The 26,314-nt window shown below is 29.7% G+C and carries 26 protein-coding genes and 1 pseudogene; 16 read left to right on the forward strand and 11 right to left on the reverse strand.

What is annotated here, in order from left to right:
- Nucleotides 1-17: 17 nt before the first annotated feature.
- The 9 genes from ftsH to ACY2RX_RS08440 all read left to right on the forward strand — a co-directional run bounded on the left by ftsH (nt 18) and on the right by ACY2RX_RS08440 (nt 9,232).
- Complete coding sequence (ftsH, locus tag ACY2RX_RS08400) at nt 18-1,994, forward strand: ATP-dependent zinc metalloprotease FtsH (protein WP_490103525.1); 1,977 nt, start codon at nt 18-20, stop codon at nt 1,992-1,994.
- Between the two features lie 18 nt (nt 1,995-2,012).
- Nucleotides 2,013-2,597, forward strand: coding sequence for an LUD domain-containing protein (locus ACY2RX_RS08405; protein WP_490103526.1), 585 nt, complete (start codon nt 2,013-2,015; stop codon nt 2,595-2,597).
- Between the two features lies 1 nt (nt 2,598).
- The gene (locus tag ACY2RX_RS08410) at nt 2,599-3,393 is read left to right on the forward strand and encodes a phosphatidate cytidylyltransferase (RefSeq protein ID WP_490103527.1); all 795 of its coding nucleotides are present in this window, start codon (nt 2,599-2,601) and stop codon (nt 3,391-3,393) included.
- A 2-nt stretch (nt 3,394-3,395) separates the two neighbouring features.
- Nucleotides 3,396-4,052 (forward strand): phosphatidylserine decarboxylase family protein, encoded by a 657-nt coding sequence (locus tag ACY2RX_RS08415; RefSeq protein ID WP_490103528.1) that lies wholly within the window; start codon nt 3,396-3,398, stop codon nt 4,050-4,052.
- Nucleotides 4,053-4,057: 5 nt separating this feature from the next.
- Complete coding sequence (locus ACY2RX_RS08420; protein ID WP_490103529.1) at nt 4,058-4,324, forward strand: acyl-CoA-binding protein; 267 nt, start codon at nt 4,058-4,060, stop codon at nt 4,322-4,324.
- A gap of 3 nt (nt 4,325-4,327) precedes the next feature.
- Nucleotides 4,328-4,945: a YceI family protein gene (locus ACY2RX_RS08425; protein WP_490103530.1), complete on the forward strand. Its 618-nt coding sequence runs from the start codon at nt 4,328-4,330 to the stop codon at nt 4,943-4,945.
- Between the two features lie 125 nt (nt 4,946-5,070).
- The gene (locus tag ACY2RX_RS08430; protein ID WP_490103531.1) at nt 5,071-8,541 is read left to right on the forward strand and encodes a DUF8693 domain-containing protein; all 3,471 of its coding nucleotides are present in this window, start codon (nt 5,071-5,073) and stop codon (nt 8,539-8,541) included.
- 18 nt (nt 8,542-8,559) lie between these two features.
- Nucleotides 8,560-8,733 carry a hypothetical protein gene (locus ACY2RX_RS08435; RefSeq protein ID WP_490103532.1) on the forward strand — a complete coding sequence of 58 codons (174 nt, stop codon included), beginning with the start codon at nt 8,560-8,562 and terminating at the stop codon, nt 8,731-8,733.
- A gap of 49 nt (nt 8,734-8,782) precedes the next feature.
- Nucleotides 8,783-9,232 (forward strand): hypothetical protein, encoded by a 450-nt coding sequence (locus ACY2RX_RS08440; RefSeq protein ID WP_490103533.1) that lies wholly within the window; start codon nt 8,783-8,785, stop codon nt 9,230-9,232.
- Between the two features lie 3 nt (nt 9,233-9,235).
- On the opposite strand, the gene ACY2RX_RS08445 is transcribed toward ACY2RX_RS08440, so the two are convergent.
- The 5 genes and pseudogenes from ACY2RX_RS08445 to ACY2RX_RS08465 form a co-directional block, all read right to left on the reverse strand.
- Nucleotides 9,236-10,114 carry a TIGR01777 family oxidoreductase gene (locus ACY2RX_RS08445; protein WP_490103534.1) on the reverse strand — a complete coding sequence of 293 codons (879 nt, stop codon included), beginning with the start codon at nt 10,112-10,114 and terminating at the stop codon, nt 9,236-9,238.
- A 10-nt stretch (nt 10,115-10,124) separates the two neighbouring features.
- Nucleotides 10,125-10,700, reverse strand: a complete 576-nt coding sequence (locus ACY2RX_RS08450) for a YdeI/OmpD-associated family protein (RefSeq protein WP_490103535.1) — start codon at nt 10,698-10,700, stop codon at nt 10,125-10,127.
- Nucleotides 10,700-10,858, reverse strand: a pseudogene (locus ACY2RX_RS08455) (peptidase M28); the annotation flags it as partial. The pseudogene ACY2RX_RS08455 and the gene ACY2RX_RS08450, both read right to left, overlap by 1 nt.
- A 163-nt stretch (nt 10,859-11,021) precedes the next feature.
- The gene (locus ACY2RX_RS08460; protein WP_490103536.1) at nt 11,022-12,359 is read right to left on the reverse strand and encodes a hypothetical protein; all 1,338 of its coding nucleotides are present in this window, start codon (nt 12,357-12,359) and stop codon (nt 11,022-11,024) included.
- A 97-nt stretch (nt 12,360-12,456) separates the two neighbouring features.
- Nucleotides 12,457-12,837: a DUF6249 domain-containing protein gene (locus tag ACY2RX_RS08465; RefSeq protein WP_490103537.1), complete on the reverse strand. Its 381-nt coding sequence runs from the start codon at nt 12,835-12,837 to the stop codon at nt 12,457-12,459.
- 147 nt (nt 12,838-12,984) lie between these two features.
- Here ACY2RX_RS08465 and ACY2RX_RS08470 point away from each other — a divergent pair, with 147 nt between their 5' ends.
- From ACY2RX_RS08470 to ACY2RX_RS08480, 3 genes are all read left to right on the forward strand, one after another.
- Complete coding sequence (locus ACY2RX_RS08470) at nt 12,985-13,569, forward strand: RNA polymerase sigma factor (RefSeq protein WP_490103538.1); 585 nt, start codon at nt 12,985-12,987, stop codon at nt 13,567-13,569.
- Nucleotides 13,556-13,966 carry a hypothetical protein gene (locus ACY2RX_RS08475; protein ID WP_490103539.1) on the forward strand — a complete coding sequence of 137 codons (411 nt, stop codon included), beginning with the start codon at nt 13,556-13,558 and terminating at the stop codon, nt 13,964-13,966. The genes ACY2RX_RS08470 and ACY2RX_RS08475 overlap by 14 nt, the downstream gene beginning before the upstream one ends.
- Before the next feature lie 228 nt (nt 13,967-14,194).
- Nucleotides 14,195-15,559, forward strand: a complete 1,365-nt coding sequence (locus tag ACY2RX_RS08480) for a TlpA family protein disulfide reductase (RefSeq protein ID WP_490103540.1) — start codon at nt 14,195-14,197, stop codon at nt 15,557-15,559.
- Here the strand turns inward: ACY2RX_RS08480 and ACY2RX_RS08485 are convergent.
- Nucleotides 15,556-15,915, reverse strand: a complete 360-nt coding sequence (locus tag ACY2RX_RS08485; RefSeq protein WP_490103541.1) for a YraN family protein — start codon at nt 15,913-15,915, stop codon at nt 15,556-15,558. The genes ACY2RX_RS08480 and ACY2RX_RS08485 overlap by 4 nt on opposite strands.
- A gap of 47 nt (nt 15,916-15,962) precedes the next feature.
- Between ACY2RX_RS08485 and ACY2RX_RS08490 the strand changes: the two genes are divergently transcribed.
- On the forward strand, nt 15,963-16,859 hold the full coding sequence (locus tag ACY2RX_RS08490; RefSeq protein ID WP_490103542.1) for a DUF1207 domain-containing protein: 897 nt from the start codon (nt 15,963-15,965) through the stop codon (nt 16,857-16,859).
- Nucleotides 16,860-16,866: 7 nt separating this feature from the next.
- On the opposite strand, the gene ACY2RX_RS08495 is transcribed toward ACY2RX_RS08490, so the two are convergent.
- Nucleotides 16,867-17,817 (reverse strand): S66 peptidase family protein, encoded by a 951-nt coding sequence (locus ACY2RX_RS08495; protein ID WP_490103691.1) that lies wholly within the window; start codon nt 17,815-17,817, stop codon nt 16,867-16,869.
- Nucleotides 17,818-17,918: 101 nt separating this feature from the next.
- Between ACY2RX_RS08495 and metG the strand changes: the two genes are divergently transcribed.
- Complete coding sequence (metG, locus tag ACY2RX_RS08500; RefSeq protein ID WP_490103543.1) at nt 17,919-20,057, forward strand: methionine--tRNA ligase; 2,139 nt, start codon at nt 17,919-17,921, stop codon at nt 20,055-20,057.
- Nucleotides 20,058-20,081: 24 nt separating this feature from the next.
- On the opposite strand, the gene ACY2RX_RS08505 is transcribed toward metG, so the two are convergent.
- From ACY2RX_RS08505 to ACY2RX_RS08520, 4 genes are read right to left on the reverse strand one after another with little or no spacing between them, the layout of a single operon-like run.
- On the reverse strand, nt 20,082-20,846 hold the full coding sequence (locus ACY2RX_RS08505) for a UDP-2,3-diacylglucosamine diphosphatase (protein ID WP_490103544.1): 765 nt from the start codon (nt 20,844-20,846) through the stop codon (nt 20,082-20,084).
- Between the two features lie 15 nt (nt 20,847-20,861).
- Nucleotides 20,862-22,436 (reverse strand): S41 family peptidase, encoded by a 1,575-nt coding sequence (locus tag ACY2RX_RS08510; protein ID WP_490103545.1) that lies wholly within the window; start codon nt 22,434-22,436, stop codon nt 20,862-20,864.
- Nucleotides 22,426-22,854 carry a deoxycytidylate deaminase gene (locus tag ACY2RX_RS08515; protein ID WP_490103546.1) on the reverse strand — a complete coding sequence of 143 codons (429 nt, stop codon included), beginning with the start codon at nt 22,852-22,854 and terminating at the stop codon, nt 22,426-22,428. Before ACY2RX_RS08515 ends, ACY2RX_RS08510 begins: the two co-directional genes overlap by 11 nt.
- Nucleotides 22,855-22,899: 45 nt before the next feature.
- Nucleotides 22,900-23,481, reverse strand: a complete 582-nt coding sequence (locus ACY2RX_RS08520) for a HupE/UreJ family protein (protein ID WP_490103547.1) — start codon at nt 23,479-23,481, stop codon at nt 22,900-22,902.
- Between the two features lie 263 nt (nt 23,482-23,744).
- On the opposite strand from ACY2RX_RS08520, the gene ACY2RX_RS08525 reads away from it, so the two are divergent.
- Together ACY2RX_RS08525 and ACY2RX_RS08530 are read left to right on the forward strand one after the other, a co-directional pair.
- The gene (locus ACY2RX_RS08525; protein ID WP_490103548.1) at nt 23,745-23,984 is read left to right on the forward strand and encodes a hypothetical protein; all 240 of its coding nucleotides are present in this window, start codon (nt 23,745-23,747) and stop codon (nt 23,982-23,984) included.
- 3 nt (nt 23,985-23,987) lie between these two features.
- Nucleotides 23,988-26,312, forward strand: a complete 2,325-nt coding sequence (locus ACY2RX_RS08530) for a molybdopterin-dependent oxidoreductase (RefSeq protein WP_490103549.1) — start codon at nt 23,988-23,990, stop codon at nt 26,310-26,312.
- Nucleotides 26,313-26,314: the final 2 nt, after the last annotated feature.

Raw genomic sequence — 26,314 nt, forward strand, 5'->3', positions numbered from 1 at the left:
TTTTGATTTTTTAATAGATGAGTGATTCAAAAAAAGATAATAATTCTAATATGCCTAAGTTTAAATTTAGCGCATATTGGGTATATGCGGCTATATTTATTGCAATAATAGCTATACAGTTTTTTAATAGTGGAGATTTAGCTTCAAAAAATATTTCTAAAAATGAGTTTAATGAAATATTAAAAGAAAACGATATCAAAAAAATTGTTGTTGTAAATAACAATTTAGCGCAAATATATATAAAAGAAGAAGCCTTAAAAAAAGAGCGTTACAAGAAAATGGTAAAATCTGCTTTTTATTCTAAAGGTTCCTCTTTATTCGAATATGATTTTGGCGATTTGCAAAATTTTGAAGATAGCATAGAGAAATCTAGAAGCGAAAAAGACTTAAATTTTGATTTAAAATATGAATCAAAAACCAGTATGTTCGAAACTATTTTAGGTTTTCTGCCATTTATCATTTTAATAGCAATATGGCTATTTTTTATGAGAAGAATGTCTGGTGGTGGAGCTGCTGGTGGTGGAGGTCAAATTTTTAGCATCGGAAAATCAAAAGCAAAATTATTTGACAAAGACACAAAAGTAAAAACAACTTTCGAAAATGTAGCTGGTTTAGAAGGCGCAAAAGAAGAAGTACAAGAAATAGTAGATTTTCTTAAAAGTCCAGAAAAATATACCTCTTTAGGAGGTAAAATACCAAAAGGAGCTTTATTAGTTGGCCCTCCAGGAACAGGAAAAACCTTATTAGCAAAAGCAGTTGCTGGTGAAGCAGAAGTGCCTTTTTTCTCTTTATCTGGTTCAGATTTTGTAGAAATGTTTGTAGGTGTAGGTGCATCTAGAGTGCGAGATTTGTTTAAGCAAGCACAGCAAAAATCACCATCAATTATTTTTATTGATGAGATTGATGCCATTGGTAGAGCGCGTGGTAAAAACAGTATGACAGGGGGTAATGACGAAAGAGAAAATACTTTGAATCAACTATTAACAGAAATGGATGGTTTTGGTACAGATACCAATGTTATTGTTATTGCAGCAACCAATAGAGCCGATGTTTTAGACAAAGCCTTAATGCGTGCAGGGCGTTTTGATCGTCAAATTTATGTTGATTTGCCAGATATTAAAGAGCGTCAAGAAATTTTTGAAGTGCACATAAAACCACTAAAATTGGCTGAAGATGTAAACATTGAGTTTTTAGCACAACAAACACCTGGTTTTTCGGGTGCAGACATTGCTAATATGTGTAATGAATCTGCCTTAATTGCTGCAAGAAATGGTAAAAAAGCAATTCATCATCAAGATTTTTTAGACGCTGTAGATAGAATTGTTGGCGGTTTAGAAAAGAAAAACAAAGTAATTACACCAAAAGAGAAAAAAGTAATTGCTTATCATGAAGCAGGTCATGCAACCGTAAGTTGGATGTTAGAACACGCAGCTCCATTAGTAAAAGTAACCATTGTACCAAGAGGACAATCTTTAGGTGCAGCTTGGTATTTGCCAGCAGAAAGAATGATTGTTCAAACCGAGCAAATGTTAGATGAAATGTGTGCAACTTTGGGAGGTAGAGCAGCAGAGAAAATTATTTTTGATAAAATATCTACAGGTGCTTTAAGCGATTTAGAAAAAGTAACCAAACAAGCCAGAGCAATGGTTACCGTTTATGGTTTAAATGATGAAGTTGGCAACATAACGTATTACGATTCTTCTGGAAATGATGCTTTTGTAAAACCTTATAGCGAAGAAACAGGAAAGAAAATTGATAGAGAAATTTCTAAAATGATAGAGGCTCAGTATGTAAGAGCAGTTGAGTTATTAAGCAATCATAAAGAAAAATTAACGGTTCTGGCAGAATTATTATTAGAAAAAGAAGTTATCTTTAAAGATGATTTAGAAAAAATATTTGGAAAAAGACCTTTTGAAGAAGTAGCACCAAAAATTGAAAAAGAAATTAAAGAAAAAGAAGATATTCCCCCAGTTGCAGAAAGCACTGAAGAATAAATTAATATCTTTAAATGAATGAATTTTTTTAAGAAACTATTCAATATCCCTATAAAAGAGGATAAGGAAATTCAAAAGCAAGAAGTAGATCTATCTTTAGACGATCTTTTTGTGCATAATTTTTTAGAAAAAGGAGGAAAATTTTTATACTGCTTAAAAAAAGCAGAGGTTACCAATAATTTTAAAAGTATTCTTAAAGAGAATAATTGGAACGAAATAACACTTTTAAGCAAAGATTTATCTTCTTATTTTAAGAAAAAAGATTTGAAAATTAATAATGATTTTAAATCAGATGTTCCTGTTTTTATTAAATGTGAACATTTAATTGCAGATAATGGAGATATTTTATTTTCTTCTAATCAGCTAAAAAGTATAAAATTGTCTGCAATGCCTCAAAATTTTATTGTATTTGCAACCACTAGCCAGTTGGTTAGAGATATGGGGCAAGGTTTAACAGGTATTAAAATAAATCATAAAAAAAAATTACCAACCAATATTTCTGCTATTAAGAATTATCAAATTGATAAAAATGATGATAATTTCCTAAACTACGGTAACAGTAACTCAAAAAACTTATATTTGCTGCTATTAGAAGATTTATAGTATGGGTAACCTTTTCAAAAGGAGTTTTTCAGGAATTATTTACGTTTTACTTTTTTTATCGGCGATACTTTTTTCAAAAGAATCGTACATAATTCTTACATCAATTTTTGCATTATTATGCATTTGGGAATTCTCTAAATTATTACAATTTAAAGGAGTTATAGGATACATTCTTTTTGGTTTAACACTTTTTTTGTTATTAAAAAAACCAGATACACATACAATATCTTATATTTTAATTATAACAATTTTATCTTCTGTTTACCTTATTTATCAACTGTTTACTAAAAAAGAAATAACTTTTAGAGACGAAAGAGCAAAATTAGGATTAATAATAAGATACCTCATTTTTTCTATGCTATTTTTAGTGCTTTTACCTATTTATAAAGGTGAATACAATCCTCATTTAATGATTAATATTTTAATACTGATTTGGGTTAACGACAGTTTTGCTTTCTTGGTAGGCAAAAACTTTGGTAAAAGAAAATTGTTTGTTTCTGTTTCACCAAAAAAAACAATAGAAGGTTTTTTTGGTGGATTAGTTTTTGCGCTAATATCAGCTTTTATCATTAGTAAATATAATACCGATTTTACACTTGTTAATTGGTTAATTATTGCCACTATTGTTAGTGTTATAGGTACTGTTGGAGATTTAGTAGAGTCTAAGTTTAAAAGACAAGCTAATATAAAAGATAGTGGTAGTATTATGCCTGGTCATGGAGGTATTTTAGATAGATTAGACAGTTTGCTGTTTGCAGCACCATTTGTATATTTGTATATCAATTTTATAATTTAAGTATGATTCGTTTTCACAAAGAAGGATATAAAATCATTGTTATTGCGTTTATAATATCGATTGCTGGTATTTTATTAGCAGAAAGATTTATAGAAACAACTTGGTTGGTAAAAGCAATTCAAATCTTAATTATTGGTTTTTTAATAATTGTTTTACAATTTTTTAGAAACCCAAAAAGAGTTGCGCCTTTAAACGATAATGCATTAGTTGCCCCTGTAGATGGTAAAGTTGTAGTGATTGAAGAAGTAGAAGAACCAGAATATTTCAAAGACAAAAGATTACAAGTATCCATATTTATGTCTCCAATAAATGTGCATGTAACAAGATATGCAATGAGCGGAAATATTAAATATAGCAAATATCATCCTGGTAAATACTTAGTTGCTTGGCATCCAAAAGCATCAACAGAAAACGAAAGAACTACAGTTGTTGTAAATAACAATTTTTTTGGCGATGTTTTATACAGACAAATTGCTGGCGCTTTAGCAAAAAGAATTGTAAATTATGCTAAAGTGGGAGATAAAGTAGTACAAGGAACAGATGCTGGTTTTATTAAATTTGGGTCGAGAGTAGATTTGTTTTTACCTTTAGGTACTAAATTAAATGTATCTTTAGGTGATAAAGTAAAAGGAGGAGTGCAAATAATTGCTGAAAAATAGTATTTATGGATACTGATTTAGACATAGAGTTTAATGAAGCTTTTAAAAAAATTTCAGCATTAAAAAAAGCAATAGCACCAGATGTTATGTTAAAGTTTTATGCTTACTATAAACAGGCAACTTTTGGTAATAAATTTTCTTTTAATAGCGGACTTAATGTTAGAAGTGCCTTTAAATTCAATGCTTGGATGCAATTAAATGGTATGTCTTCTAAAGAAGCCAAAAAAGAATATATTAAATTAGCAAATACAGTTTTAAATTATAAAGATTAAATTATGAAAAGAGTTTTAGTTTTAAGTCTATTAGTAGTTTTTGTTTTCAATTTTACGGCTTGTAAATCAGAAAAAAAATCAGATAATAAAGTTGAAGAAAAAAAGAGTACATCTTTATTTTCAGTAAAAAAAGCTAAAAAAGAAATTAATTTTACAGCATACAAGACTACAGAAAAATTGCCAGTAGGAGGTAAGTTTACTAAAGTTGATATTAATTCTGGTGGCGAAGGAAATTCTATAAAAGAAGCAATTAATAATACAAAATTTTCAATTCCGGTAAGTAGTATTTTTACAAAAGATACCAGTAGAGATTTTAAAATTAAGAAGTTCTTTTTTGGTGTTATGGATAATACAAAATTATTATCTGGTAAATTGGTTATAGAAAATGATTCTATTGGTTATACTACCATTAAAATGAATGGCATTTCTGAGAAAGTTGCTTTTTCTTATACTATAAAGGATAAAACTTTTGAAATGAATGCAGTTATGGATATTACAAAATGGAATGCTGTAAAAGCTTTAAATTCTTTAAATACAGAATGTAAAGAATTGCATAAAGGAGCAGATGGCGTTTCAAAAACTTGGAGCGATGTTGCTCTAAATATTAAAACTACATTTTAGAAATTTGTAATTTTTATTTGTTTTTCAAAAAAAACAGCTATATTTGAAGAAATTAATAATTAATCAACCCCTAAAAAAATAAAAGTTAAGTATTAATTAAATACTCTTTTTGCCCCTATACAAAAATGACTAAAAAATTTTCCCCTAAATTTTTAAGACTTGTGCTTGTCTTAATTTCTTTTTCATTTAACTTATCGATTTTCTCACAATCAAATGTCTATATAAAAGTAAACTGGGCTAGTTATTCTGGAGAAAATAAAATTGAAATAATAAATTCTTCAAATACAATTGTATTAACTTATGATCATAATTATGGAACTTCTAGTAATACTTCACATACAAATCAGAATTCGAGTACAGTAAGTTTGCCAAATGGAAACTATACTGTAAGAGTTTATGATAATTATGGTGATGATTGGAATGGAAGTAATCCTTATGCAAAAGTATTTGTAAACAATGTAGAGAAATTTAATTTTAATGGAGATTTTTCTAATAATGGAGCAGCTAATGTAGAAATTAAGTTAGATTATAACTTAACAATTGGTTCTTTAGACGATGCTTCTTTTAGTTATGCTTCATCTTCTTATTCTAAAACAGATTCAGACCCAACACCAACAATTACTGGAGAATCTGGAGGCACATTTTCTTCTACAGCTGGTTTAAGTATAAATTCATCAACAGGTAAAATAGACACTTCTGCTTCTACAATTGGCAATTATGTTGTTACTTATACTACCACAGCACCAAATCAAAATAGTGCTACTTTTAACATCGCAATTAATGCAGCAAGTACACCCGGAGTTGCAGAATATTTTAGTAATAACGCATCATTTTCAAATAATATAGAATATATTCCTGGTAACTTACCCATAATAATTTCTGCTCCTCATGGAGGAAAAAATGTAGACAATACCTTATCAACAAGAAGTTGTGGTGTAAATGAAGAAGATAATAATACAGATATTTTAATCAGAATTATTCAAAAAGAAATTTTCGATTTAACAGGAGGTTATCCGCATATAATCATCAACAATTTAAGCAGATCTAAGTTAGATCCAAACAGAAATAAGACAACAGCAACTTGTAATAATTCAGCAACAAACCCTTATTTTGATGCTTATCATGGTTTTATTGATAAAGCAAGTGCTAAAGTTACAGCAGATTACGGAAAAGGTATTTATATAGATTTACATGGTCAGAGCCATACACCAAAAAGAATTGATGTTGGTTTTAATATTTCTACAGCTACTTTAGATGCAGGAACTTTAAGTAATTCTATTTCAACTTCTACGATTCAAAATTTAAAAAATAATAATTTAGGAAATTTACAATTAGATGCTCTTGTTAGAGGAACTACAAGTTTTGGGCATTTTTTACAAACTACTGGAGGTTCTTTTTACAATTCTACAAATAGTGGTACATATAAACAATGTGGTAGAACAACTGGTTATAGAGCTGTGCCAAGTTCTTATAATTCTGGAGGTTGTAATGATACAACACCAAATGGTTCTGCATATTTTGCGGGAGATTATTATAGCAATATTAGACACGGTTCAGGTCCTGCAGCTTCAGAATCTACAGTAGCAGGTGGTACTATTGGTGGTGGTGGTGTAGTAGATGGAATGATGACAGAAGTAAATAGAGATGTTCGTCATTTAGGAAATTTAACAGCAGAATATAACAGAAGTGATAGCAAACCGCAAACTATTGTTCCTTTTGGTAAAGATTATGCAGCCGTTATTCTTAAGTTTATAGAAGCTCATTATAACGATTTTTCTAAATTCTCTTACGCATCTAATACGCATTCAATTTATGGAGTAGATGTTACCCCAACAATTAATGGAGTTTCAGGAGGAACTTTTACAACTACATCTGGTTTATCAATTAATGCTTCTACAGGTATTATAGATGTTTCTAGCTCAACCCCAGGCACATATACAGTTACTTATACAGGCGGAAACATACATACTTACTATAAAAAAGAAGCTCAAATAATAATAAATTCATCAACAGTAACAAACGTATTAAAAGCTAATTCTGGTAATTGGTCTTTGGCTTCAAATTGGAGTTTAAACAGAGTGCCAATTACAACAGATAATGTAAATATTCCTTCTGGTAAAACAATTAATTTAGATGTTGCTGATGTAACTGTTGCTGATGTTTCAGTGGCAGGTAATTTAAATATTAATGCCGGAAAATCTCTTACAGTTAGCGGTAATTTAACAACCACAGGTACAACAAGAGTAAAATCTGATGCAACAAGTAGTGGGTCTTTAATAGTAACAGGAACTTCATCTGGAAATATTTTATACGAAAGATATATAGAAAACAATAGCAATTGGTTTGTTATTTCTAGCCCAGTTGAAAATCAAGATATAGATGCTTTTGCAAGTGCAAGTGCTTTAGCTACTGGTAAAGGTAATAATAGAGGCTTATCGAGTTATAATAATGTTTCTCAAACTTGGGAGTATTATCAAAATGGAACCACAACTTCTGGTAATTTTAGTTTAGGGGAAGGCAGAGCAATTAGGCTTTCATCTGCAGGAAACGTAAACTTTACAGGGAATTTAAGAACAAGTAACGTACCTAAACCTGTAACTTTAGGAGCTAATGGTTGGAACTTAGTGGGTAACTCTTTTCCTTCTTTTATGAATATAAATGACCCAGCAAATAATACAAATAATATTATTGATATTAATTTTGGTTTATTAAAAACAGGTTTTAAAGCGGTTTATTTTTGGGATACAAATACAAAAACGTATAAACCTTTTAACAATTCGTCTAATGCAACTTATGCTGCACCAGGGCAAGGTTTCTTTGTAAAAGTAAATGCGAATGGTAATCTTCTTTTAAATACAAATATGCAAAGTCATCAATCTGGAGATTTGTTTTTTAAAGGCGCTAGCAAAACAAATAGATTCGAGATTAGCTTACAAGTTTCTAACGGAAAAAGTAATAAAAACACCGAGGTTAAATATATAAAAGGAACTACTACTGGTTTAGATGATGGTTATGATGCAGGTTTGTTTTCTAATAATAACTCTTTTAATGTTTATACGCATTTAATTACTGATGATAATGGCACAAAATACGCAATACAAGCCTTACCAAATACAAATTATTCTAGTATGATAATACCTGTTGGTGTAAATGCTAAGAAAAATGCAACTTTAACATTTGCAGCAGATATTATTAATACTCCAAATGATGTAGAAGTTTTTTTAGAAGATAAAGTAACAGGAGAATTTTATAAACTTAATCAAAAGAATGCTTCATATAAAGTTACTTTATCAGAAGATTTAAATGGAAAAGGAAGATTTTTTATACATACAAAAAATAATACCTTATCAACAAATAATGATTTATTATTAAGAGATGTTACTGTATTTAAAAGAGGTAATCAGTTAATAATAAAAGGACTAAATCAAGAATCTAAAATTAAACTATTCTCTATATTAGGTAAACAAGTTTTATCAAAAGAACTAACTAATAAACCAGAACATCAAATAGAAATTCCAAAATTAACTTCAGGAGTTTATTTGCTTCAAATAGAAACTAATAAAAATAAAATACAGAAAAAAATAGTTTTAGAGTAACCCCTAACTTTAAAAAAAATGAACAAAAAAATATCCCCTAAAAACCAAGAAACAATATCGAGAAAAGAAGCCGTAAAAAAAATTGGCTCTTATACAAAATATGCTGCTCTTACTGCCTTAGGCACATATATGATATTAAGCCCGCAATCGGCACAAGCAGCAAGTCCAGAACCTCCAGGAGCAGGATTTTAACTCAAGAATTTAACCCCTAAACACATATTAACCCCTAAATTATTTTACAATGAAAAATTTTAAAAATCAATTATTTTTAGCAGCATTATTGTTAATTACATTTTCAGTTAGCGCACAAGATTATTTAATGACCCTTAAACCACTTTCTGCAAGTGTTTTAAAAGTTGATGAAAAGAAAACAGTAGAATCACCTTTAATAGAAAACCAAACATTTACTTATAATTATAAAGGTGGAGAAGTAGAAGTTGTTTTTAAAGGAAAGCAACATTTTGAATTCTTTAATAATAAAAAACACTTTATTAAATCTGAATTAGTTTGGACTTCTAAAGACGAATGTTATATGGTTATAAAAGAATATAATTTACCAAATTTCCCTTTTAAAGCGGGTACAAAGATGAGAATGAAAGTAACAAAAGTAGAAGATGGCTTTGTGCATTATGTATCTACATTAGGAGGTAGATCTTGGAAAGGTAAAATGAAAGAAACACTAATTAAATAATATTTAGCTTAGATCAATCAAAGCTTTTTTAAGTATAGAAAATCGGAAAGAATACCCATTCTTTTCGATTTTTTTTGATGATATTTTACTTCCTTTTAAAAGAATAACTGCCATCTCACCAAAGATTAATTTTAATAAAAAAGAAGGAACTCCTATTGGTAAAAAAGGTTTTTTACAGATTTCTGCAAGTATTTTAGAAAAGGATTTACTAGTTTGAAAGTCAGGAGCAACAGCATTGTAAATTCCAATTAAATTATTTTCAACCGCCATTATATACATATTACACAAATCTTCTATATGAATCCAAGAAATATATTGTTTACCAGAACCTAGTGGTGCAATAATAGGCGTTTTCATTTTTTCTAATGCACCCTCTTTTTTTGATAAAACAATACCCGTTCTAAAAATTGTTACAGGTATGTTTAGTGTTTTAAATTGATGCGCTGCATTTTCCCATTTCTGACAAACATCACCTAAAAAATCATTGGCAGGTTTGTCATCTTCAGCAAAAATAGTATTTGAAGTTATTGTGCCGTAATAACCAGTTGCAGAGGCAGAAATAAATCCTTTTAAATTTATTTTGTATTCTTTTATTTTTCTAAAAAGTAGATTACTTGCTTCAACTCTGCTGTCTAAAATTTCTTTTTTTCTTTTTTTATTCCATCTTTTTTCTGCAATACTTGCACCCGCAAGATGAATGATATAATCTGTGTTTTTTAGTGCTTTTTCATCAATAAAATTGTTAGAAATATCCCAGAGAAACTCGTTTTCTTCTTTCGGATTTCTTGTTAAAATAGAGATACTATGACTTCTTTTAAGCAGCATTTTAGTTAATTTTTTACCAACTAAGCCTGTGCCACCTGTAATTAAAATTTTTGCCATTTAAAATGTTTTAACGAGTTGCTCTCGATTTTATATTTCTTTCACAAAAAGAAATAATTTCTATAATTCTTCTTTGCCTTGTGCTTTCTCTTTTTGCCTGATTTAGCCAGTATAAATAACTTTTTCTATAGCTTGGTGCAAAGCTTGAGTAATTAGTAAAAGCCGTTTTATTTTTATCAAATTCTATTTGTAAATCTTCTGGAATGATGCCTTTTTCTACGTCATCTAAAGCGGTCCAAGAGCCATTTTGTTTACCAATTTTAATAATTTCTAAACCACTTTTGTGCATTAATTTATCAGAAGATAATTCTTTTATATATTTTTTATTGAGAGCGCTCCAAACACTTTTTGGGTTTCTAGGACAGAAATATTGTTTACGTTTTCCATTTCCTAAACTTTTAACGGTAGAATCTATCCAACCAAAACAAAGAGCCACTTTTACTGCTTCTTCCCAACGCATAGAAGGTTCTTTGTTTTCTACTTTGTAAAAAACGAGAAAAACACCTTTTGAAGAATTGTAATTATTTTCTAGCCAATTTCTCCATTCAACATTATTTTTAAAATAAAGTTCAGGTTTATCTGGCATTACCTTATAATTTTTGATGGAAAACTTACCACGCTTTCGTGCCCATTTTTTCCTACGGATGCAACACCAAAAAAGAAGTTGTCAATAACAATTCCGTCTAAAGTAAACGCTGTTGCTGTTACAAATTTAAAGTTATTCCAAGTTTTAGAAGTAGTATTACTCAATGTATAACGCGTGCCAAAGTTAGCCAGAGTTGTAATGTCTGCTTTAATTCTACTGGCAGAAACTGCATTTATAATATCGTACATTTTAGTATCTGTTTGCGCTATTATTGTTGTAGAAATTAGTAGTAAAAGTATTGTAAGTTTTTTCATCTGATAATTATTTATAATACCAAAAAGGAATATCGACTACTTTTTGTGTTTCTATTTTTTTTGATTTTTTACCAATTATATTTTTACTTATTTGGAGTAAATGTTTTCCTTCACTAATATTTTTTATGGGTAAAAAAGTTTCAAAACCAAGTTGCTTATTCACTTTTGCAATATGAAAATCCGAAGAAAAGTTTATGCTATCTACTTTTAGCATATAATTAGAGTTTACAGTTTTTAGATATAAACCATAAATGCTGTCTTTTTTTAAATAGTGTTCTCTTCTTTCTTTTTTTGTTTTGGTGTTTAATATTATAATATCGCTTTTTAAACCTCTATTGTCTTTTTGCGGCTTTAAATTTTTATTAAGTTTTAAAATCTGATCTTCAATTTTTTCCTTAAAAGGGATAAAAATTTTTAAGTAAGGTTTGTCTATAATTTTAGCTTGTATAGAAGCTATTTTTACATATTGATTTTCTTCTAATAAAGAAAGATAATTATGGTTTTTAGAATAATTTGCAGATGTAGAAGAGTTATCAGAAATATAATTAGATCTCACATTATTTAATGTTGCTGAATAAAAGAAAAGGCTGTATAAAGGAACTAAAATAAAAGCGATTCTTCTACCAAATTTGTTGTCTAAAAAGTTGTAAACTAAAGGTCTGTATAAAAAGGATAAAGTAATTACACTAAATACTTTATAGATGGGCATATATAAAAAAGATGTCCATTCTTTTTTCTTTAAAAAACCTTGTGTAATAAAATCTATAAAAACAATTAGCGCAAGAAATAAGTAAAATATAGCAAAAAAACCTAAAAACATTGTTCCTACAATTTCTGAAAAGATGCCAGATTCCATAAAAAGTTTTATTGCTAAAACGAGTATAAAAAACACGCAAAAAACGGCAATAAAATAGAAGAGTGTTAAAAATGTTACAGCAAATAAAATACTACAATAGTTTTCTAATTTGGCAATGTAACTATCAAAAGAACCAACTTTCTTTTTTAAATATTTGGTAAAACGTTTTCCGTAGTTTAATTCTTCATAATCAATTTCGTTAGAAACGTAGCGTAAACCTATGGCGCCAATCCATAAACCTCTTAAAACAACATGTATAATTAGGTTAATTATAAGGATGTAACAAGAACCTATAACCACTCTAAATAACGGTGTTATGTAAGTATTTTCTAATGCTCTGGCTTCATTGTAACCAGCTTCTAAAGGAGCTAACGCACTAATTAAACCAAAAATTGCAAAACCAGAAATTAGTAATTCTAGTTGCCAACTTTCTTGTTGCAATTTGTCTAATAGTTCTTTAAACTTACTGTCTTTATAATCGTTCTTCATTAAAAAAATATTTTCTTTAAAGATACTGACTTTTTAAAAACAAAAAAACCACTTCATAAAAATGAAATGGTTTGTAAACTGAGTTAAAAATTTTGGATTATTCTTTGTCTAATTTTTTGGTTTGATTAAATCCTATAAGTAAAGCGCCACCAGCACATAAAAATATAGATGCTGCATAGAAAACTCCAGAATCTATGGCGTTTTCTGGTCTGTTTTGCCAAGAACCATTATATCCAAAATGATAACTTAAAAGTGTACCTAATAAGATGCCAATTCCAATTCCCATTGCTAAAAGACCAAGATTAAGAATTAAAACTTTCCAGAAAGGAGCTGCATTTTTTGCGGATCCTTTCATAAAAATACTTGCATCTGCACCTTTTTCTATTAATGCTAAACGTTCTTTATTTCTTGTTGAAAAGTATAAATAAAATACTCCAAAAATGCTTCCAAAGATTACTGCTAAAACTGCGACTTCCATAATTTATTATTTTTAAGTTTTAAAATGATTAATTTTATTGTGTTTGTAGCTTTGACGATAACATTTAAAATTAGGTTACAAAAAAAGCAAAAAATATTTTTTATAAAAAACTGTAACCTATTTCTATGAGATACAGTCAAAGAAAAAATGACAAACAACAAAGACCAACTATATATTACAAAAGTCATCAACGGAGATACAAATGCTTTTGTGTATCTTGTTGATAATTATAAGAATATGGTTTTCTCTTTGGCGTTTAAAATGACAAAGAATAGAGAAGAAGCAGAAGAAATTAGTCAAGATACGTTTATAAAAGCCTATAAAAATTTAAATAAATTTAAAGGCGATTCTAAATTTTCTACTTGGTTGTACAGAATTGCTTATCACGCAAGTTTAGACAGTATCAAAAAAAATAAAAACAATAATAATACCTTTGAAATTAACAATATTACTTACCATCAAATTAAATCTGTAGATGCTGTTTTAGAAGGAATTGAAAGAAAAGAACGCGCTAAAATTATGAATGACTGCTTGTTAAAATTGCCTTTAGAAGAGCGTTCTATAATTTTGATGTTTTATTACGATGAGTTATCTTTAAAAGAAATTATTGAGGTAACTTCTTTGTCTGAAGCCAATGTTAAAGTAAAATTACATAGAGCCAGAAAAAGATTGTTAACTATTGTAGAACAAAATGTTGAACCAGAAATTATAAGCCATTATGGGAGAAAATAAACACATAGAAGAATTAGATGCTTTTGCAAAAAAGTATGTAAAAGAAATTCCGAAAGAAAAAATTTCTACAAATTTTACGGCTTCAATAATGCAATCTATAGTTGCAGAAGGTAAAGAAAGTGTTTTTAAAACCAAAGCGTTAATTTCTAAAAAAGCTTGGTTTGTAATTGCTGTATTAATTTTAGCTATAATTTTAATTCCGTTTAAAGCATCAGAAAAAAGTTTAGTAACGATTCCTGAAATAGATTTTTCTTTCTTAGATAAAATTCAAATTCCAAATTTATTGGAATCAATTTCTGTTTCTAACACAGTTTTATATGTAGTATTTTTCTTTGGATTGATGGTAATTGCGCAAGTAGTTTTCTTAAAGAATTACTTTAACAAACGGCTAGAGTAAATTGCATAAAAATTACTGTATTTATTTTTTCGTTTTTTATCGTATAAATAGCTCAATTGTTAAGGCTTTTCCTATTCCAGAAGAAGCCCAGTAATCCAAATTACTTTATTAGAAAAACCATAAATTTTCACTTTTAACGTTACAATATACCTATTTTAATAGAGAAATAGTATTTTTGGTACACTTCTTGAAAATAGTTTGTCAAGAACAAAAATCAACTTTAAAAAGATGAAAAAATTACTCGCATTATTATTTTTAGCAACCTCATTTGTCCAAGCACAATATACTGTTAACGGAACAATGACACCAACCATAAAAAGCGATTGGGTTATTTTATATAAAATTGAAGGAGCAAGACAAAATTTTGTGCAAAACACTACAATAAAGATTGATTCTATTACTGTTGATGCTAAAAAGAAAGCCATTGGTAGGTTTAGTTTTACCTTGCCAAAAGACACAGAAATAGGCTCTTACAGAGTTACTTATAAGTTAGAAGGAGCAGGTTTTGTAGATTTTTTATTTAATAAAGAAGACGTAAGTTTTGGTTTTCATCCAGATTATCCAAACCAAACTGTAACTTTTTCACAATCTAAAGAAAACATTTTTTATAAAGAATATTTAACAGCAATTTCTAAAGCCCAACAAACTTTAGATTCTATACAAGTTGCAGCTTTGCAAAATCTTAATTTAGATTTAAAGGAGAAATATAAATCTGCCTATAAAAATGTAGATTCTATTCAGAAAAAATATTTAAAAGCTTCTAACGGAATGTATGTACAACCGTTTGTAAAAGCAACTTTTAGAAATAGTCCTTTAGAGATTATTAATACTCCGCAAAAGTATATGGCAAATATGATTGATACTTTTTTTGATAGAATGGATTTTAACAATAAAACACTTTTAAATTCTTCTTTTTTAATTGATAGAATTACAGATTATGTTTTTTATATTAATTATTCTGATGATGTTGCTACACAAAAAAAACTCTACAAACAATCAGTAAATAAGGTGTTATCCAAAATTGAAAACATCACTTTTAAAAAGGATATTATTGAGTTTTTAATTGGCCAGTTTGAAGCATCAAAAAATTTAACTTTAATTGATTATCTTTTTGAAACTCATTATAATAAGTTGCCAAATGGAGTTCAAAATAAACAATTTAAAGAAGAAAAATTAGCACTTTTAGCTGCTGAAATTGGTAGAGTTGCCCCAGATTTTTCTTGGAAAGAAAATGGCAAAACATTAAAACTATCAACATTAAACGATGCTCAAAATTATTTGCTAGTTTTTTGGAGTACAGAATGTTCTCATTGTTTGCGAGAAATTCCTCAGTTGCATAAATTTTCACAAGACAATAAAAAAGTAAAAGTGATTGCTTTTTCTTTAGAAAAAAATGATTTTGGTTGGAAAAACTATAAACAAAATCTACCAAATTGGCATCACGTTTTAGGTTTAAATAAATGGCAAAACAAAATTGCAAGAACGTATAACATTCTTTCTACACCAAGTTATTTTTTGTTAGATGCTAATAAAAAAATTATTGCAAAACCAGATGAGTTAGAAGAATTAAAAGGCTTATTACAAAAGCTCTAAAAATGCAAAAAAGCATCTTTTAGATGTTCAATTTTTGTGTTGTTTTTTTGATGAATTATAGCAATAATATCAAAACGGACCTCTACATCTAAATCTTTTTCTACCACATAATGATCTATGGCAGAAAGTAGTAATTTAATTTTCTTAGGATTCACAAAATCTTGCGGATTTCCAAAATAATTGGTACTTCTTGTTTTTACTTCAACAACCGCTAAAACATCTTTTTTTTGAGCAATAATATCAACTTCTGCTTTTAAATATCGATAGTTTTTTTCGAGAATTGTATAGTTTTTATCAACTAAAAAATTGATGGCTAGTTGTTCTCCTTTTTTTCCTAATTCATTGTGTTGTGCCATAATGTTAAATTACAAAATATTAATTACTTTTATTTAAAATTATTTTAATGAAATCAATCAAAAGTAATCTCTATATTTTTATCTTTATTTTTTGCTTTTCTTCAAGTTTTGCACAAAAAAAATCAAATATATTTGAGCCTTTTTTAAGCCAGAAAAAAAGAAATTTTCCGTTTTTATTATTTAGCCCAACAGACAATAGTAGTGCATTTAAAGCGAGTCCTATTACGGCTAAAACCGCTAGCGGTTTTCAATTCAATTCTTACAAAGTTTTGGTAAATTTAAAAGCAAATGTTTTTAAAAAAATCTATGAAAAGAATAATTATCAATTCGCAATTAGTGGTTTGGTAGATAATCAGTTTGTGTTTAGAGAAGAGAAATCTGTCACGTTTAATGGCATTACACATTCTTTGTTTAATACTGATTTTTTTATCTATTTTCATAATGATTTTGTATTGAATCAAAATAATTTTCTTCGAATAAATCTCTATCATAGATCATCTCATTTAGGTGATGATTTTCTGTTAAAAAACAATTATACCAAAATTACAAACCCAGATTATTGGTCTAACGACCCAAGCAACTACGAAACCATTGAAGTTTTGTATGCATATAATAAAGAAAAAATAGGGTTTTATGGAGGCATTTCTTACATTATTAGAACAGAGAGTAATCGTAAAAAATTAGCATTACAAACAGGTGGAGTTCTTAAAAACTTCGAATTTGAAAGTGAGTTTTTAAACAGAATTTTTATTGGATATGATTTTCGTTTCTTAGAAAATAATAATTTTAATGCAGATTTTAATGGCGGAATTGGGTATGCCTTTAAAAACAACAATAGCTTACGATTAGAATATTACAAGGGTCATTTGCCTTACAGCAGATTAGAAAAAGAAGTAAAAACCAGTTGGCTTTCAGTGGCTTTTTATTATAATTTGGAGTTGTAAAATGAAGTTAATTCTTAAAAACTATTGAAGATTGCTTACTGCCACTCTTTACCGATAACTGAACATTTCTTCCAAAAATTAACGCTCTATTATCAGCTTCATGACCTGCAGGAAAATCGAACAAAATAGGAATGTTTTTAGGTAAAATATCTAAAAAAAGTTGCTCAATAGAACTTCCCCAAGGCGTTGTGTTTTTCTTAATACTTGTTATATTGCCAACAATAACAGCTTTTACATTTTTAAAATAATTAGCGCGTTTTAAACTCTGTAACATTCTATCAATAGCATATTTATATTCGCCAATTTCTTCAATAAAAAGAATTTTCCCATCAGTTTTTAACTGACTTTTAGAACCTAACATCGATGTTAAAATGGCTAAGTTTCCGCCAATAAGTTGTCCTTCAACTTTTCCTTTTTTATTGTATTTTGATGATGGAATTCTATAAGATATTTGTTCTCCAAACAGCGTTTTTTTGAATGATGAAACGGTTTCTATAATTTCTTCAGTTTTTTCTTCTAAACTTGTTGCCATCATTCCGTGAATGGTTTCTACACCTAAATTATGAATATGGTTATGAAACGCAGTAATATCAGAATAACCAATAATCCATTTTGGTTTTTTTAAGAATTTTGTAAAGTCTAATTTATCTAAAATCCTTACAGAACCATAACCACCTCTTGCTGCCCAAATTGCTTTAATATTTGGATTGTCTAAAGCTTTTTGAAAATCAGCAGTTCTTTCTGCATCAGAACCAGCAAAGTGATGTGCTTTTTTAAATAAATTTTTTCCTAAAACCACACACAAACCCCAGCTTTCTGCTAAATCTTTTGCCTTTAAAATTGTTTCTTGACGATTTTTTAAGATTCCTGCAGGCGCAACAATAGCAATGGTATCACCTTTTTGTAAATAAGATGGAGTTGTTAATTTTTCTTGAGCTATTGTTGATGAAAAAATCATCAATAAAAAAAGAATATATACTATAAAGTTTTTCAAAATCTATATTTTTTCTAATTATCTAACAATCTAAATATCTGTAAACGTAAATGTATCTATTTTCTATGACATTAAAAACTCCCTTTTTTGTACTTTTGCACTTCAAAAATCAGTCCAAAAAAATTAGAAACACTATGAGTGCTCCAAAAAGATATACAATTACAGCAGCTTTGCCTTATACAAATGGGCCAATTCATATTGGTCATTTAGCAGGTGTTTATGTTCCTGCAGATATTTATGCGCGTTATTTACGCGGAATTGGTAAAGATGTGGCGTACATCTGTGGTTCTGACGAACATGGAGTTGCCATACCAATGAGAGCTAAAAAAGAAGGTGTTTCTCCACAAGATATTATTGATAAATATCACGGAATTATTAAAAAATCTTTTGCTGATTTTGGGATTTCTTTTGATAATTATTCACGTACATCTTCAGAAATTCATCATAAAACAGCCTCAGAGTTTTTTGTTGATTTGTATGAAAAAGGAGAATTTATAGAAGAAGTAACAGCACAATTGTATGATGCAGAAGCAAACCAGTTTTTAGCTGATAGATTTGTGGTAGGAACTTGCCCAAAATGTGGCTTTGAAGAGAGTTATGGAGATCAATGTGAAAACTGCGGAACAAGTCATAACGCAACAGATTTAATCAACCCAAAATCTGCAATTACAGGAAATGTACCCACAGTAAAAGAAACAAAACACTGGTTTTTACCTTTAGATAAACACGAAGCTTTTTTACGAGAATGGATTTTAGAAGGTCATAAAAAAGACTGGAAACCAAATGTTTATGGACAAGTAAAAAGTTGGGTAGAAGATGGTTTAAGACCAAGAGCAGTAACTAGAGATTTAGATTGGGGAATTCCTGTTCCTGTAAAAGGCGGAGAAGGAAAAGTTTTATATGTTTGGTTTGATGCGCCTATTGGATATATTTCATCAACCAAAGAATGGGCAGCAAGAGAAGGAAAAAACTGGGAAGATTACTGGAAAAAAGACGATACTAAAATGGTTCATTTTATAGGGAAAGACAATATTGTTTTTCACTGTATTATTTTTCCAAGTATGTTAAAAGCGCATGGAGATTATATTTTACCTGATAATGTGCCTGCCAATGAATTCTTGAATTTAGAAGGAAATAAATTATCAACTTCTAAAAATTGGGCAGTTTGGTTACACGAATATTTAGAAGAATTTCCGAATCAGCAAGATGTGTTGCGTTATACATTAACGGCAAATGCACCAGAAAGTAAAGACAACGATTTTACTTGGAAAGATTTTCAAGCAAAAAACAACAACGAATTGGTTGCCATTTTTGGTAATTTTATCAACAGAGTTGTGGTTTTAACCAACAAATATTATCAAGGAATTGTACCAACGCCAAATAATTTTACAGAAGTAGATGAAGATGTTTTGGCGGCTGTAAAAGAGTTTCCTAATATTATTGGTAAATCAATTGAAAGATATCGTTTTAGAGAAGCAAGCCAAGAATTGATGAATTTAGCAAGATTGGGTAACAAGTATTTAGCTGATGAAGAACCTTGGAAAGTAATTAAAGTTGATGAAGAACGCGTACAAACCATTATGTATGTTGCCTTGCAAATAGCAACAGCATTAGCAGTTGTTTCTGAACCATTTTTACCTTTTACATCAATAAAATTAAAAGGTATTTTAAATGTCAGTTCGAGCGCAGTCGAGAACTCTATAACTTGGAAAGACATCACTGAAAAAGACGTTTTATTACCAGCAAATCATCAAATAAACAAAGCAGAATTATTGTTTTCTAAAATTGAAGATAAAACCATTGAAGCGCAATTAGCAAAACTAGCGGCAACAAAATTAGCCAACGAGCAAGAAAACAAAGTTGTTGAGCCTCAAAAAGAAACGATTGAATTTGACGATTTTACAAAATTAGACATCAGAATTGGAACTATTTTAGAAGCCGAAAAAGTAGCAAAAACAAAAAAGCTTTTAAAACTAAAAGTTGATGTTGGTATTGATACAAGAACCATTGTTTCTGGAATTGCAGAGAGTTTTTCACCAGAAGAAATTATTGGTCAACAAGTTGCTGTTTTGGTAAATCTAGCACCAAGAAAAATTAGAGGTGTAGAAAGCCAAGGAATGATTTTAATGACAGATACTCCTGATGGAAAATTAGATTTTGTTGCACCAAAAAAAGCAGTTAAAAATGGACAACAGGTAAGTTAATGCTAAAAACAAAGTATAATCTTTTTAGCTTTTATACTCTAAAAGCTGAAAAGATTCATCAAATTTACCATAAGTAAAATACTGAATCCAATCGCCAAGATTTATGTATTTAGAGTTTTCTTGTAAATTGATATTTAATGGTAAATGTCTGTGTCCAAACACAAAATAATCGTAATGATTTTCTGTAAGTTTTTCTTTACAATATTGCACTAACCACTCGTTTTCATCACCTAAATATTTTGCATCTTCATCACCAGAAATCAATTTGTTTTTTACAGACATATAATGTCCTAACCTTACGCCTAAATCTGGGTGTAACCATTTAAACATCCATTGAAATAAAGGAAAAGTAAACACTTTTTTCATTCGTTTGTAACCTTTATCTCCAGGACCTAAACCATCTCCATGGCCAATTAAAAATTTTTTATTGTTGATGAGAAATTCTTGTGGAGTATGATAAACAGGAATATTAAGTTCTTTTTCAAAATAACCATTCATCCATAAATCATGATTGCCAATAAAGAAATAAATAGGAATTCCGCTATCGCGAATTTCTGCTAGTTTTCCTAAAACACGCACAAATCCTTTTGGAACAACAGTATCATATTCGAACCAAAAATCGAATAAATCGCCTAATAAAAATATGGCTTCTGCATCTTTTTTAATTACATTTAACCAAGCCACAAACTTTTTTTCGCGCGGAAAACTAGCTTCTGGAGTTGGTGCACCAAAATGTTGGTCTGAAGCAAAATAGACTTTTTTATTTGCAGATGTAGTTATAGAAATCATTTTTGCAAAGTAACGCTATTCCTTTTTACTTTCCAACTCTAAAACTTTTTGCAGCATTTTATCGTCTTTATGTATAATTCTATAAAAACCAACATCGCCAAAAAGTGTATTTGCAATAGATGCTTTTACATATTTTTTAAGGCTTTGTTTCATTTTAAAAGTGGGTTTTGCACGGTCTTTTATTTTTGATAAATACGAATCAAAAACTTTTTCATCTTTGTCAAAATCTTTTATAAAACTATCAATTGTCCATTTTGCAAGTTCTTTTCTATTGTTATCTACATAATCAAACGCAAAATTATTAACGGTATTAAAATAGAAAGGCGATAGATAAGAAGTGGTGTCTATGGCTACAAACACATCAGGAATAATACCACCTCCACCATAAACCACTTTTCCTTTTGGTGTTTTAAATTTTAAAGAATCTATAACTTTAATGCTGTCTTTGCTCAACAATTCTCCATTAGTAATTCTTTTTTGATAATCTTTGTAATAGTTTTTATTTCCATTTTTACTATAAGGTTTTTGAATAGATCTTCCTGTTGGGGTGTAATAACGAGCTGTTGTTAAACGAACTGCAGAACCATCGCCTAAATCCATTTCTACTTGTACCAAACCTTTGCCAAAAGAACGACGCCCTATAATAGTGCCTTTGTCATTATCTTGTAATGCACCAGCTACAATTTCTGATGCAGATGCTGAGTTTTCATCAATTAAAACATACAAACCTCCGTTTTCGAAACTCCCTTTTGATGTTGCGTAAGATTCATCAATTTTACCTTTATTGTTTTTTGTAAAAACGATGAGTTTATCGTCTTCTAAAAATTCATCAATAATATTGTTGGCAATGTCTATAAAACCGCCGCCATTTCCGCGTAAATCTAACACCAAATCTGTCATACCTTTATCAATTAAAGTATTTAAAGAGGCTTTAAATTCTTTGTAAGTATTTCTTGCAAAACGATCTAGTTTAATATAACCCACAGTGTCGTTAATCATATAAGCTAAATCTACACTTTTAATGTTTACTTTACCACGGATAATATCAACCTTAAAAAGTGAATCGTTACTTTTTCTGTAAACCTGAAGCGCAACTTTAGTGTCTGGTTTTCCTTTTAAATATTTGGGCACTTTGTTGCTAAACATTTTTTTACCAAACAAAGTATCTGCATTTGCCATTAAAATTCGGTCTCCGGCTTTAATTCCGGCTTTAATACTTGGACCTCCTTTTATGGGATGAATTACAGTGATTGTGTCACTTATCATTCTAAATTGCACGCCAATTCCTACAAAATTACCTTGCATATTTTCGGTAACAGCTTGTAAGTTTTCTTTGGGAATGTATACAGAGTGCGGATCTAATTTGCCTAACATTTGAGTAATAGCACCATCTAATAAATGGTCTGTATTTATGGTGTCTACATAATCTTTTTCTATAAAATTAATGAGTCTTTTTATCTTCATTTCTTGCGAAGAATTTTTAGATAAAGACAATATGCTAGAAGGGTTTCCATTTAAAGAAACGCCAATAATAATTCCAAAAATTATGGCTAATGAAAAATAGAAAGGAAAGTTATTTTTATTCTTCATAAGGTAAATATTTAATTTTTATACCTGCTTTTTTTAAAAAATCTATTCCAGAAGTATCTCTGTAAGCATTTGCATAAACAACACGCTTAATACCTGCTTGGTGTATGAGTTTGCTGCATTGTGTACAAGGAGATAGTGTTATATAAAGTGTTGCACCGTCTGCAGATTGAGTAGAAGCTGCCACTTTTAAAATGGCATTTGCTTCTGCGTGTAAAACTTCCCATTTTGTTAAACCTTCTTCGTCTTCGCAACAATTATCAAACCCAGTTGGAGTTCCGTTAAATCCGTCAGAAATAATCATTCTGCCTTTTACGATTAAAGCACCAACTTGTTTGCGTTTACAATGAGAGAGTTTACCCCATTCTCGCGCCATTTTTAAATAGGCTCTGTCGTATTTTAATTGTTTGTTTTCTGTCATTTAAAACGAAAGTAAAAATATTTGTAGAAATAGGACGTTAATAATTTACCAAAATACCCTGTCTATCATCATTTGTATTGCAAAACCAATAACCACTGATGAGCACACTAAAATCCAATCTCTTTTGGTAACGCTAAAAAAGTTTTGTAAAAGGGTGCCAATTATTAATATTCCTAAAACAATAATTATTTGTGCAGCTTCTATACCCAAAGCAAATTCTAACAACGGAAAAAGTTTATTGTCTTCTTTGCCAACCATCATTCTAAAATAATTAGAGAAGCCTAACCCATGGATAAGACCAAAAAAGACGGCAAAAATTAAGTTGGTGTTTTCTTTACCAAAAGATGATTTTTTAGCTGTAAAAACATTTACCAATCCTGTTGTAAAAATAGTTAATGGAATTAAAAACTCTATTAAATCCATTCTAATTTTTAAAATTCCATAGGCAGATAATGCAAGCGTAATAGAGTGTCCAATAGTAAATAAGGTAATTAACCAAAGTACTTTTTTCCATTGATTAAAACTGAAAACAACAGTTAAAACAATTAAGAATAAAATATGATTATAAGCTTTAAAGTCTAACACATGGTTAAGACCCATTTTAAAGTAGAGAATAAATTCGTCCATTTTTTTAAATTTAGAGGATTTCAAAGATATTAAAAATCAGAGTTGATTTAAATAAAGAATTGTGTTAAATAGTTTTTTAGCCATTCCTTATTTATAATGAAAATAAACTACTTTTAAAATCTTTAAAGATATTTTACTTAAAGTGTTGATTTATAGGTTTTTTTATTGGTAATTCAGTTTCTTAGAAAAGAATAATATGACAATTATCATATTCTGTTTTAAGATATAAAGATAATTTTATCCGACATTAAATTTTTATCAAAATGGCCATAAAAAGTTATTTAGCGCATCCACAAACAGGTCAAAAACAGCAACTTATAAATGAGTTGTCTGCCTTGGGTAATTGCGAGATAATTCCAGCAGAAAATAAAGACGTTATTGTTGTTGTAACCGAAACAATGAGCGATCATGAAGACAAAATTTTAAAAGAGCAAATAGAAACTTTTACTAGCTTAAAATTACTAGCATTAGTTTCTGGATTTAACACACCAAAAAACAATTAACAGATGAGTGCACCATTATCAAGTAGAAGAAGTTTTATAAAAAAAATGGCAGCTACAGCAGCAATGACAGCAGCTGCAACAATGTTTCCAGGAATTGTTTTTGCAAATGAACAATTAGCAGGAATTCCTAAAGGAAATTTAGATTGGAAAAAAGGACCTTGTCGTTTTTGTGGAGTTGGATGTGGAATTCTTGTGGGGGTTGAAAACGGAAAAGCGGTTGCCGTAAAAGGAGACCCAAAATGTTCTGTAAACAAAGGCTTACTTTGTGTTAAAGGATATCACCAAACAATGTGTATCCAAGCAAAAGACAGATTAACACACGCTTTAGTTAAGAAAAATGGACGTTATGTAAAAACACCAATAAATGAAGCATTAGATTTAGTGGCTAGTAAAATGAAATCTACCATAGAAAAGTATGGTAAAGATTCTGTGGCAATGTACACTTCTGGTCAATCTACAATTCCTGAAGGTTATGTAGCTTCAAAGTTGATGAAAGGAGCCATTGGTACCAATAATTTAGATTGTAATGCACGTTTATGTATGGCAAGTGCAGTAGCAGGTTTTTTAACAACTTTTGGAGCAGATGAGCCAATGGGTTGTTATGAAGATTTTGACTATGCAGATTACTACATTACTTGGGGTAATAATATGGCAGAAATGCATCCTGTATTATTTTCTAGAATGTTAGAACAAAAAAATAAGAGAGGTGCTAAAATTATAGATTTTGCAACCAGAACAACACGTTCTAGTATGGCATCAGACAAATCAATTTTATTTGAACCTCAAACCGATTTGGCAGTTGGTAATGCTATCTGTTACGAAATAATAAAAAATGGTTGGGTAAATAAATCGTTTATAGAAAAACACTGTAACTTTAGTAAAGGGCTTACTAAGATGGGTTATGGTATGGAAGATAAGTTTAAATTTAAAGACAAACCCACAAAAATAGATTTCGACCAATACAAAGCTTTTTTAGAAGATTATACTCCAGAAAAAGTTGCGAAATTGTCTAATGTCTCCGTAAAAGATATTAAGTATTTAGCGTCAATTTTTGGAGATCCAAATAAAAAAGTAATGTCACTTTGGTGTATGGGTGTAAACCAACATACTAGAGGAACTTGGATGAATAATATTATTTATAACATCCATTTATTAACAGGTAAAATTTCGCAACCTGGTAACGGCCCATTCTCTTTAACAGGACAACCTTCTGCTTGTGGTACCGCTCGTGAAGTAGGTACATTTACACATAAATTACCAAAAGGTGTGGTAATGAAAAAGAAACACAGAGAACTGGCTGCAAAAATTTGGAAAGTTCCTGTAGAAAGAATTCCTTCGAAACCAACTTATCATACAACAGAAATGTTTAGAGCTGTAGATAGAGGTGATATTAAGTTTATTTGGACTCAAGTTGTAAACCCATTAGTGTCTTTACCAAGAACCAGTAGATTTAGACCAGGAATGGAGAAAAAATCTTGTTTTGTGGTAGTTTCTGATGTGTTTCCAACACCAACTACAGATGTTGCTGATGTTATTTTACCAGCATCTTGGCATATAGAAAAATCTGGTTTGTATGGTAATTCAGAAAGACGTACCCAACATTGGGATAAAATGGTGGAAGGTCCAGGAGAAACCACACCAGATGCGTGGATGACTATAGAAGTTGCAAAACGTATGGGTTATGGAGATTTATTTCCGTATTCAGAAGAAAATCACGTAGAAGAAATCTATAACGAATACCGCCAATTCCACGAAGGTAAAAAACACGGAATGGCACCATTAGATGCCTTAAAAAAAGAATCAGGTATAATTTGGCCATATGTAAATGGTAAATCTACTCAATGGCGTTTTAATGCAGAATATGATCCAGCAGTTAGTAATGGAGAAGATTTTCATTTTTATGGCAAACCAGATGGTAAAGCTGTAATTTGGCAACGTCCTTACGAAAAACCAGCAGAATCGCCAGACAAAGAATATCCATTCTGGTTAAATACGGGGCGTGTTGTTGAGCATTGGCATACAGGTTCTATGACACGTAGAGTTCCTGTATTGCATAAAGCAATGCCTGCTGCATATATTGAATTTCATCCAGAAGATGCAAAAGCGTTAGGAATTAGTAAAGGAGAAAAAGTAAAAGTATCTTCTAGAAGAGGTTCTTGTGTTTTACCTGCATCAATAAATGAAAGAGGGTTGCCTACAAAAGGACAAGTGTTTGCTCCGTTTTTTGATGAAAATATGTTAATTAATGATGTAACCTTAGACGCTTTTTGTCCTATTTCTAAAGAACCAGACTTTAAAAAGTGTGCAGTAAAAGTCGAAAAAGTTTAGAT

It is taken from the genome of Polaribacter sp. 2405UD43-2, from assembly GCF_058147125.1.

Coding starts and splice junctions, on each gene's coding strand:
- ftsH (WP_490103525.1), top strand. CDS start 18: ATGAGTGATTCAAAAAAAGATAATAATTCTAATATGCCTAAGTTTAAA.
- ACY2RX_RS08405 (WP_490103526.1), top strand. CDS start 2,013: ATGAATTTTTTTAAGAAACTATTCAATATCCCTATAAAAGAGGATAAG.
- ACY2RX_RS08410 (WP_490103527.1), top strand. CDS start 2,599: ATGGGTAACCTTTTCAAAAGGAGTTTTTCAGGAATTATTTACGTTTTA.
- ACY2RX_RS08415 (WP_490103528.1), top strand. CDS start 3,396: ATGATTCGTTTTCACAAAGAAGGATATAAAATCATTGTTATTGCGTTT.
- ACY2RX_RS08420 (WP_490103529.1), top strand. CDS start 4,058: ATGGATACTGATTTAGACATAGAGTTTAATGAAGCTTTTAAAAAAATT.
- ACY2RX_RS08425 (WP_490103530.1), top strand. CDS start 4,328: ATGAAAAGAGTTTTAGTTTTAAGTCTATTAGTAGTTTTTGTTTTCAAT.
- ACY2RX_RS08430 (WP_490103531.1), top strand. CDS start 5,071: ATGACTAAAAAATTTTCCCCTAAATTTTTAAGACTTGTGCTTGTCTTA.
- ACY2RX_RS08435 (WP_490103532.1), top strand. CDS start 8,560: ATGAACAAAAAAATATCCCCTAAAAACCAAGAAACAATATCGAGAAAA.
- ACY2RX_RS08440 (WP_490103533.1), top strand. CDS start 8,783: ATGAAAAATTTTAAAAATCAATTATTTTTAGCAGCATTATTGTTAATT.
- ACY2RX_RS08445 (WP_490103534.1), bottom strand. CDS start 10,114: ATGGCAAAAATTTTAATTACAGGTGGCACAGGCTTAGTTGGTAAAAAA.
- ACY2RX_RS08450 (WP_490103535.1), bottom strand. CDS start 10,700: ATGCCAGATAAACCTGAACTTTATTTTAAAAATAATGTTGAATGGAGA.
- ACY2RX_RS08460 (WP_490103536.1), bottom strand. CDS start 12,359: ATGAAGAACGATTATAAAGACAGTAAGTTTAAAGAACTATTAGACAAA.
- ACY2RX_RS08465 (WP_490103537.1), bottom strand. CDS start 12,837: ATGGAAGTCGCAGTTTTAGCAGTAATCTTTGGAAGCATTTTTGGAGTA.
- ACY2RX_RS08470 (WP_490103538.1), top strand. CDS start 12,985: ATGACAAACAACAAAGACCAACTATATATTACAAAAGTCATCAACGGA.
- ACY2RX_RS08475 (WP_490103539.1), top strand. CDS start 13,556: ATGGGAGAAAATAAACACATAGAAGAATTAGATGCTTTTGCAAAAAAG.
- ACY2RX_RS08480 (WP_490103540.1), top strand. CDS start 14,195: ATGAAAAAATTACTCGCATTATTATTTTTAGCAACCTCATTTGTCCAA.
- ACY2RX_RS08485 (WP_490103541.1), bottom strand. CDS start 15,915: ATGGCACAACACAATGAATTAGGAAAAAAAGGAGAACAACTAGCCATC.
- ACY2RX_RS08490 (WP_490103542.1), top strand. CDS start 15,963: ATGAAATCAATCAAAAGTAATCTCTATATTTTTATCTTTATTTTTTGC.
- ACY2RX_RS08495 (WP_490103691.1), bottom strand. CDS start 17,817: ATGATTTTTTCATCAACAATAGCTCAAGAAAAATTAACAACTCCATCT.
- metG (WP_490103543.1), top strand. CDS start 17,919: ATGACATTAAAAACTCCCTTTTTTGTACTTTTGCACTTCAAAAATCAG.
- ACY2RX_RS08505 (WP_490103544.1), bottom strand. CDS start 20,846: ATGATTTCTATAACTACATCTGCAAATAAAAAAGTCTATTTTGCTTCA.
- ACY2RX_RS08510 (WP_490103545.1), bottom strand. CDS start 22,436: ATGAAGAATAAAAATAACTTTCCTTTCTATTTTTCATTAGCCATAATT.
- ACY2RX_RS08515 (WP_490103546.1), bottom strand. CDS start 22,854: ATGACAGAAAACAAACAATTAAAATACGACAGAGCCTATTTAAAAATG.
- ACY2RX_RS08520 (WP_490103547.1), bottom strand. CDS start 23,481: ATGGACGAATTTATTCTCTACTTTAAAATGGGTCTTAACCATGTGTTA.
- ACY2RX_RS08525 (WP_490103548.1), top strand. CDS start 23,745: ATGGCCATAAAAAGTTATTTAGCGCATCCACAAACAGGTCAAAAACAG.
- ACY2RX_RS08530 (WP_490103549.1), top strand. CDS start 23,988: ATGAGTGCACCATTATCAAGTAGAAGAAGTTTTATAAAAAAAATGGCA.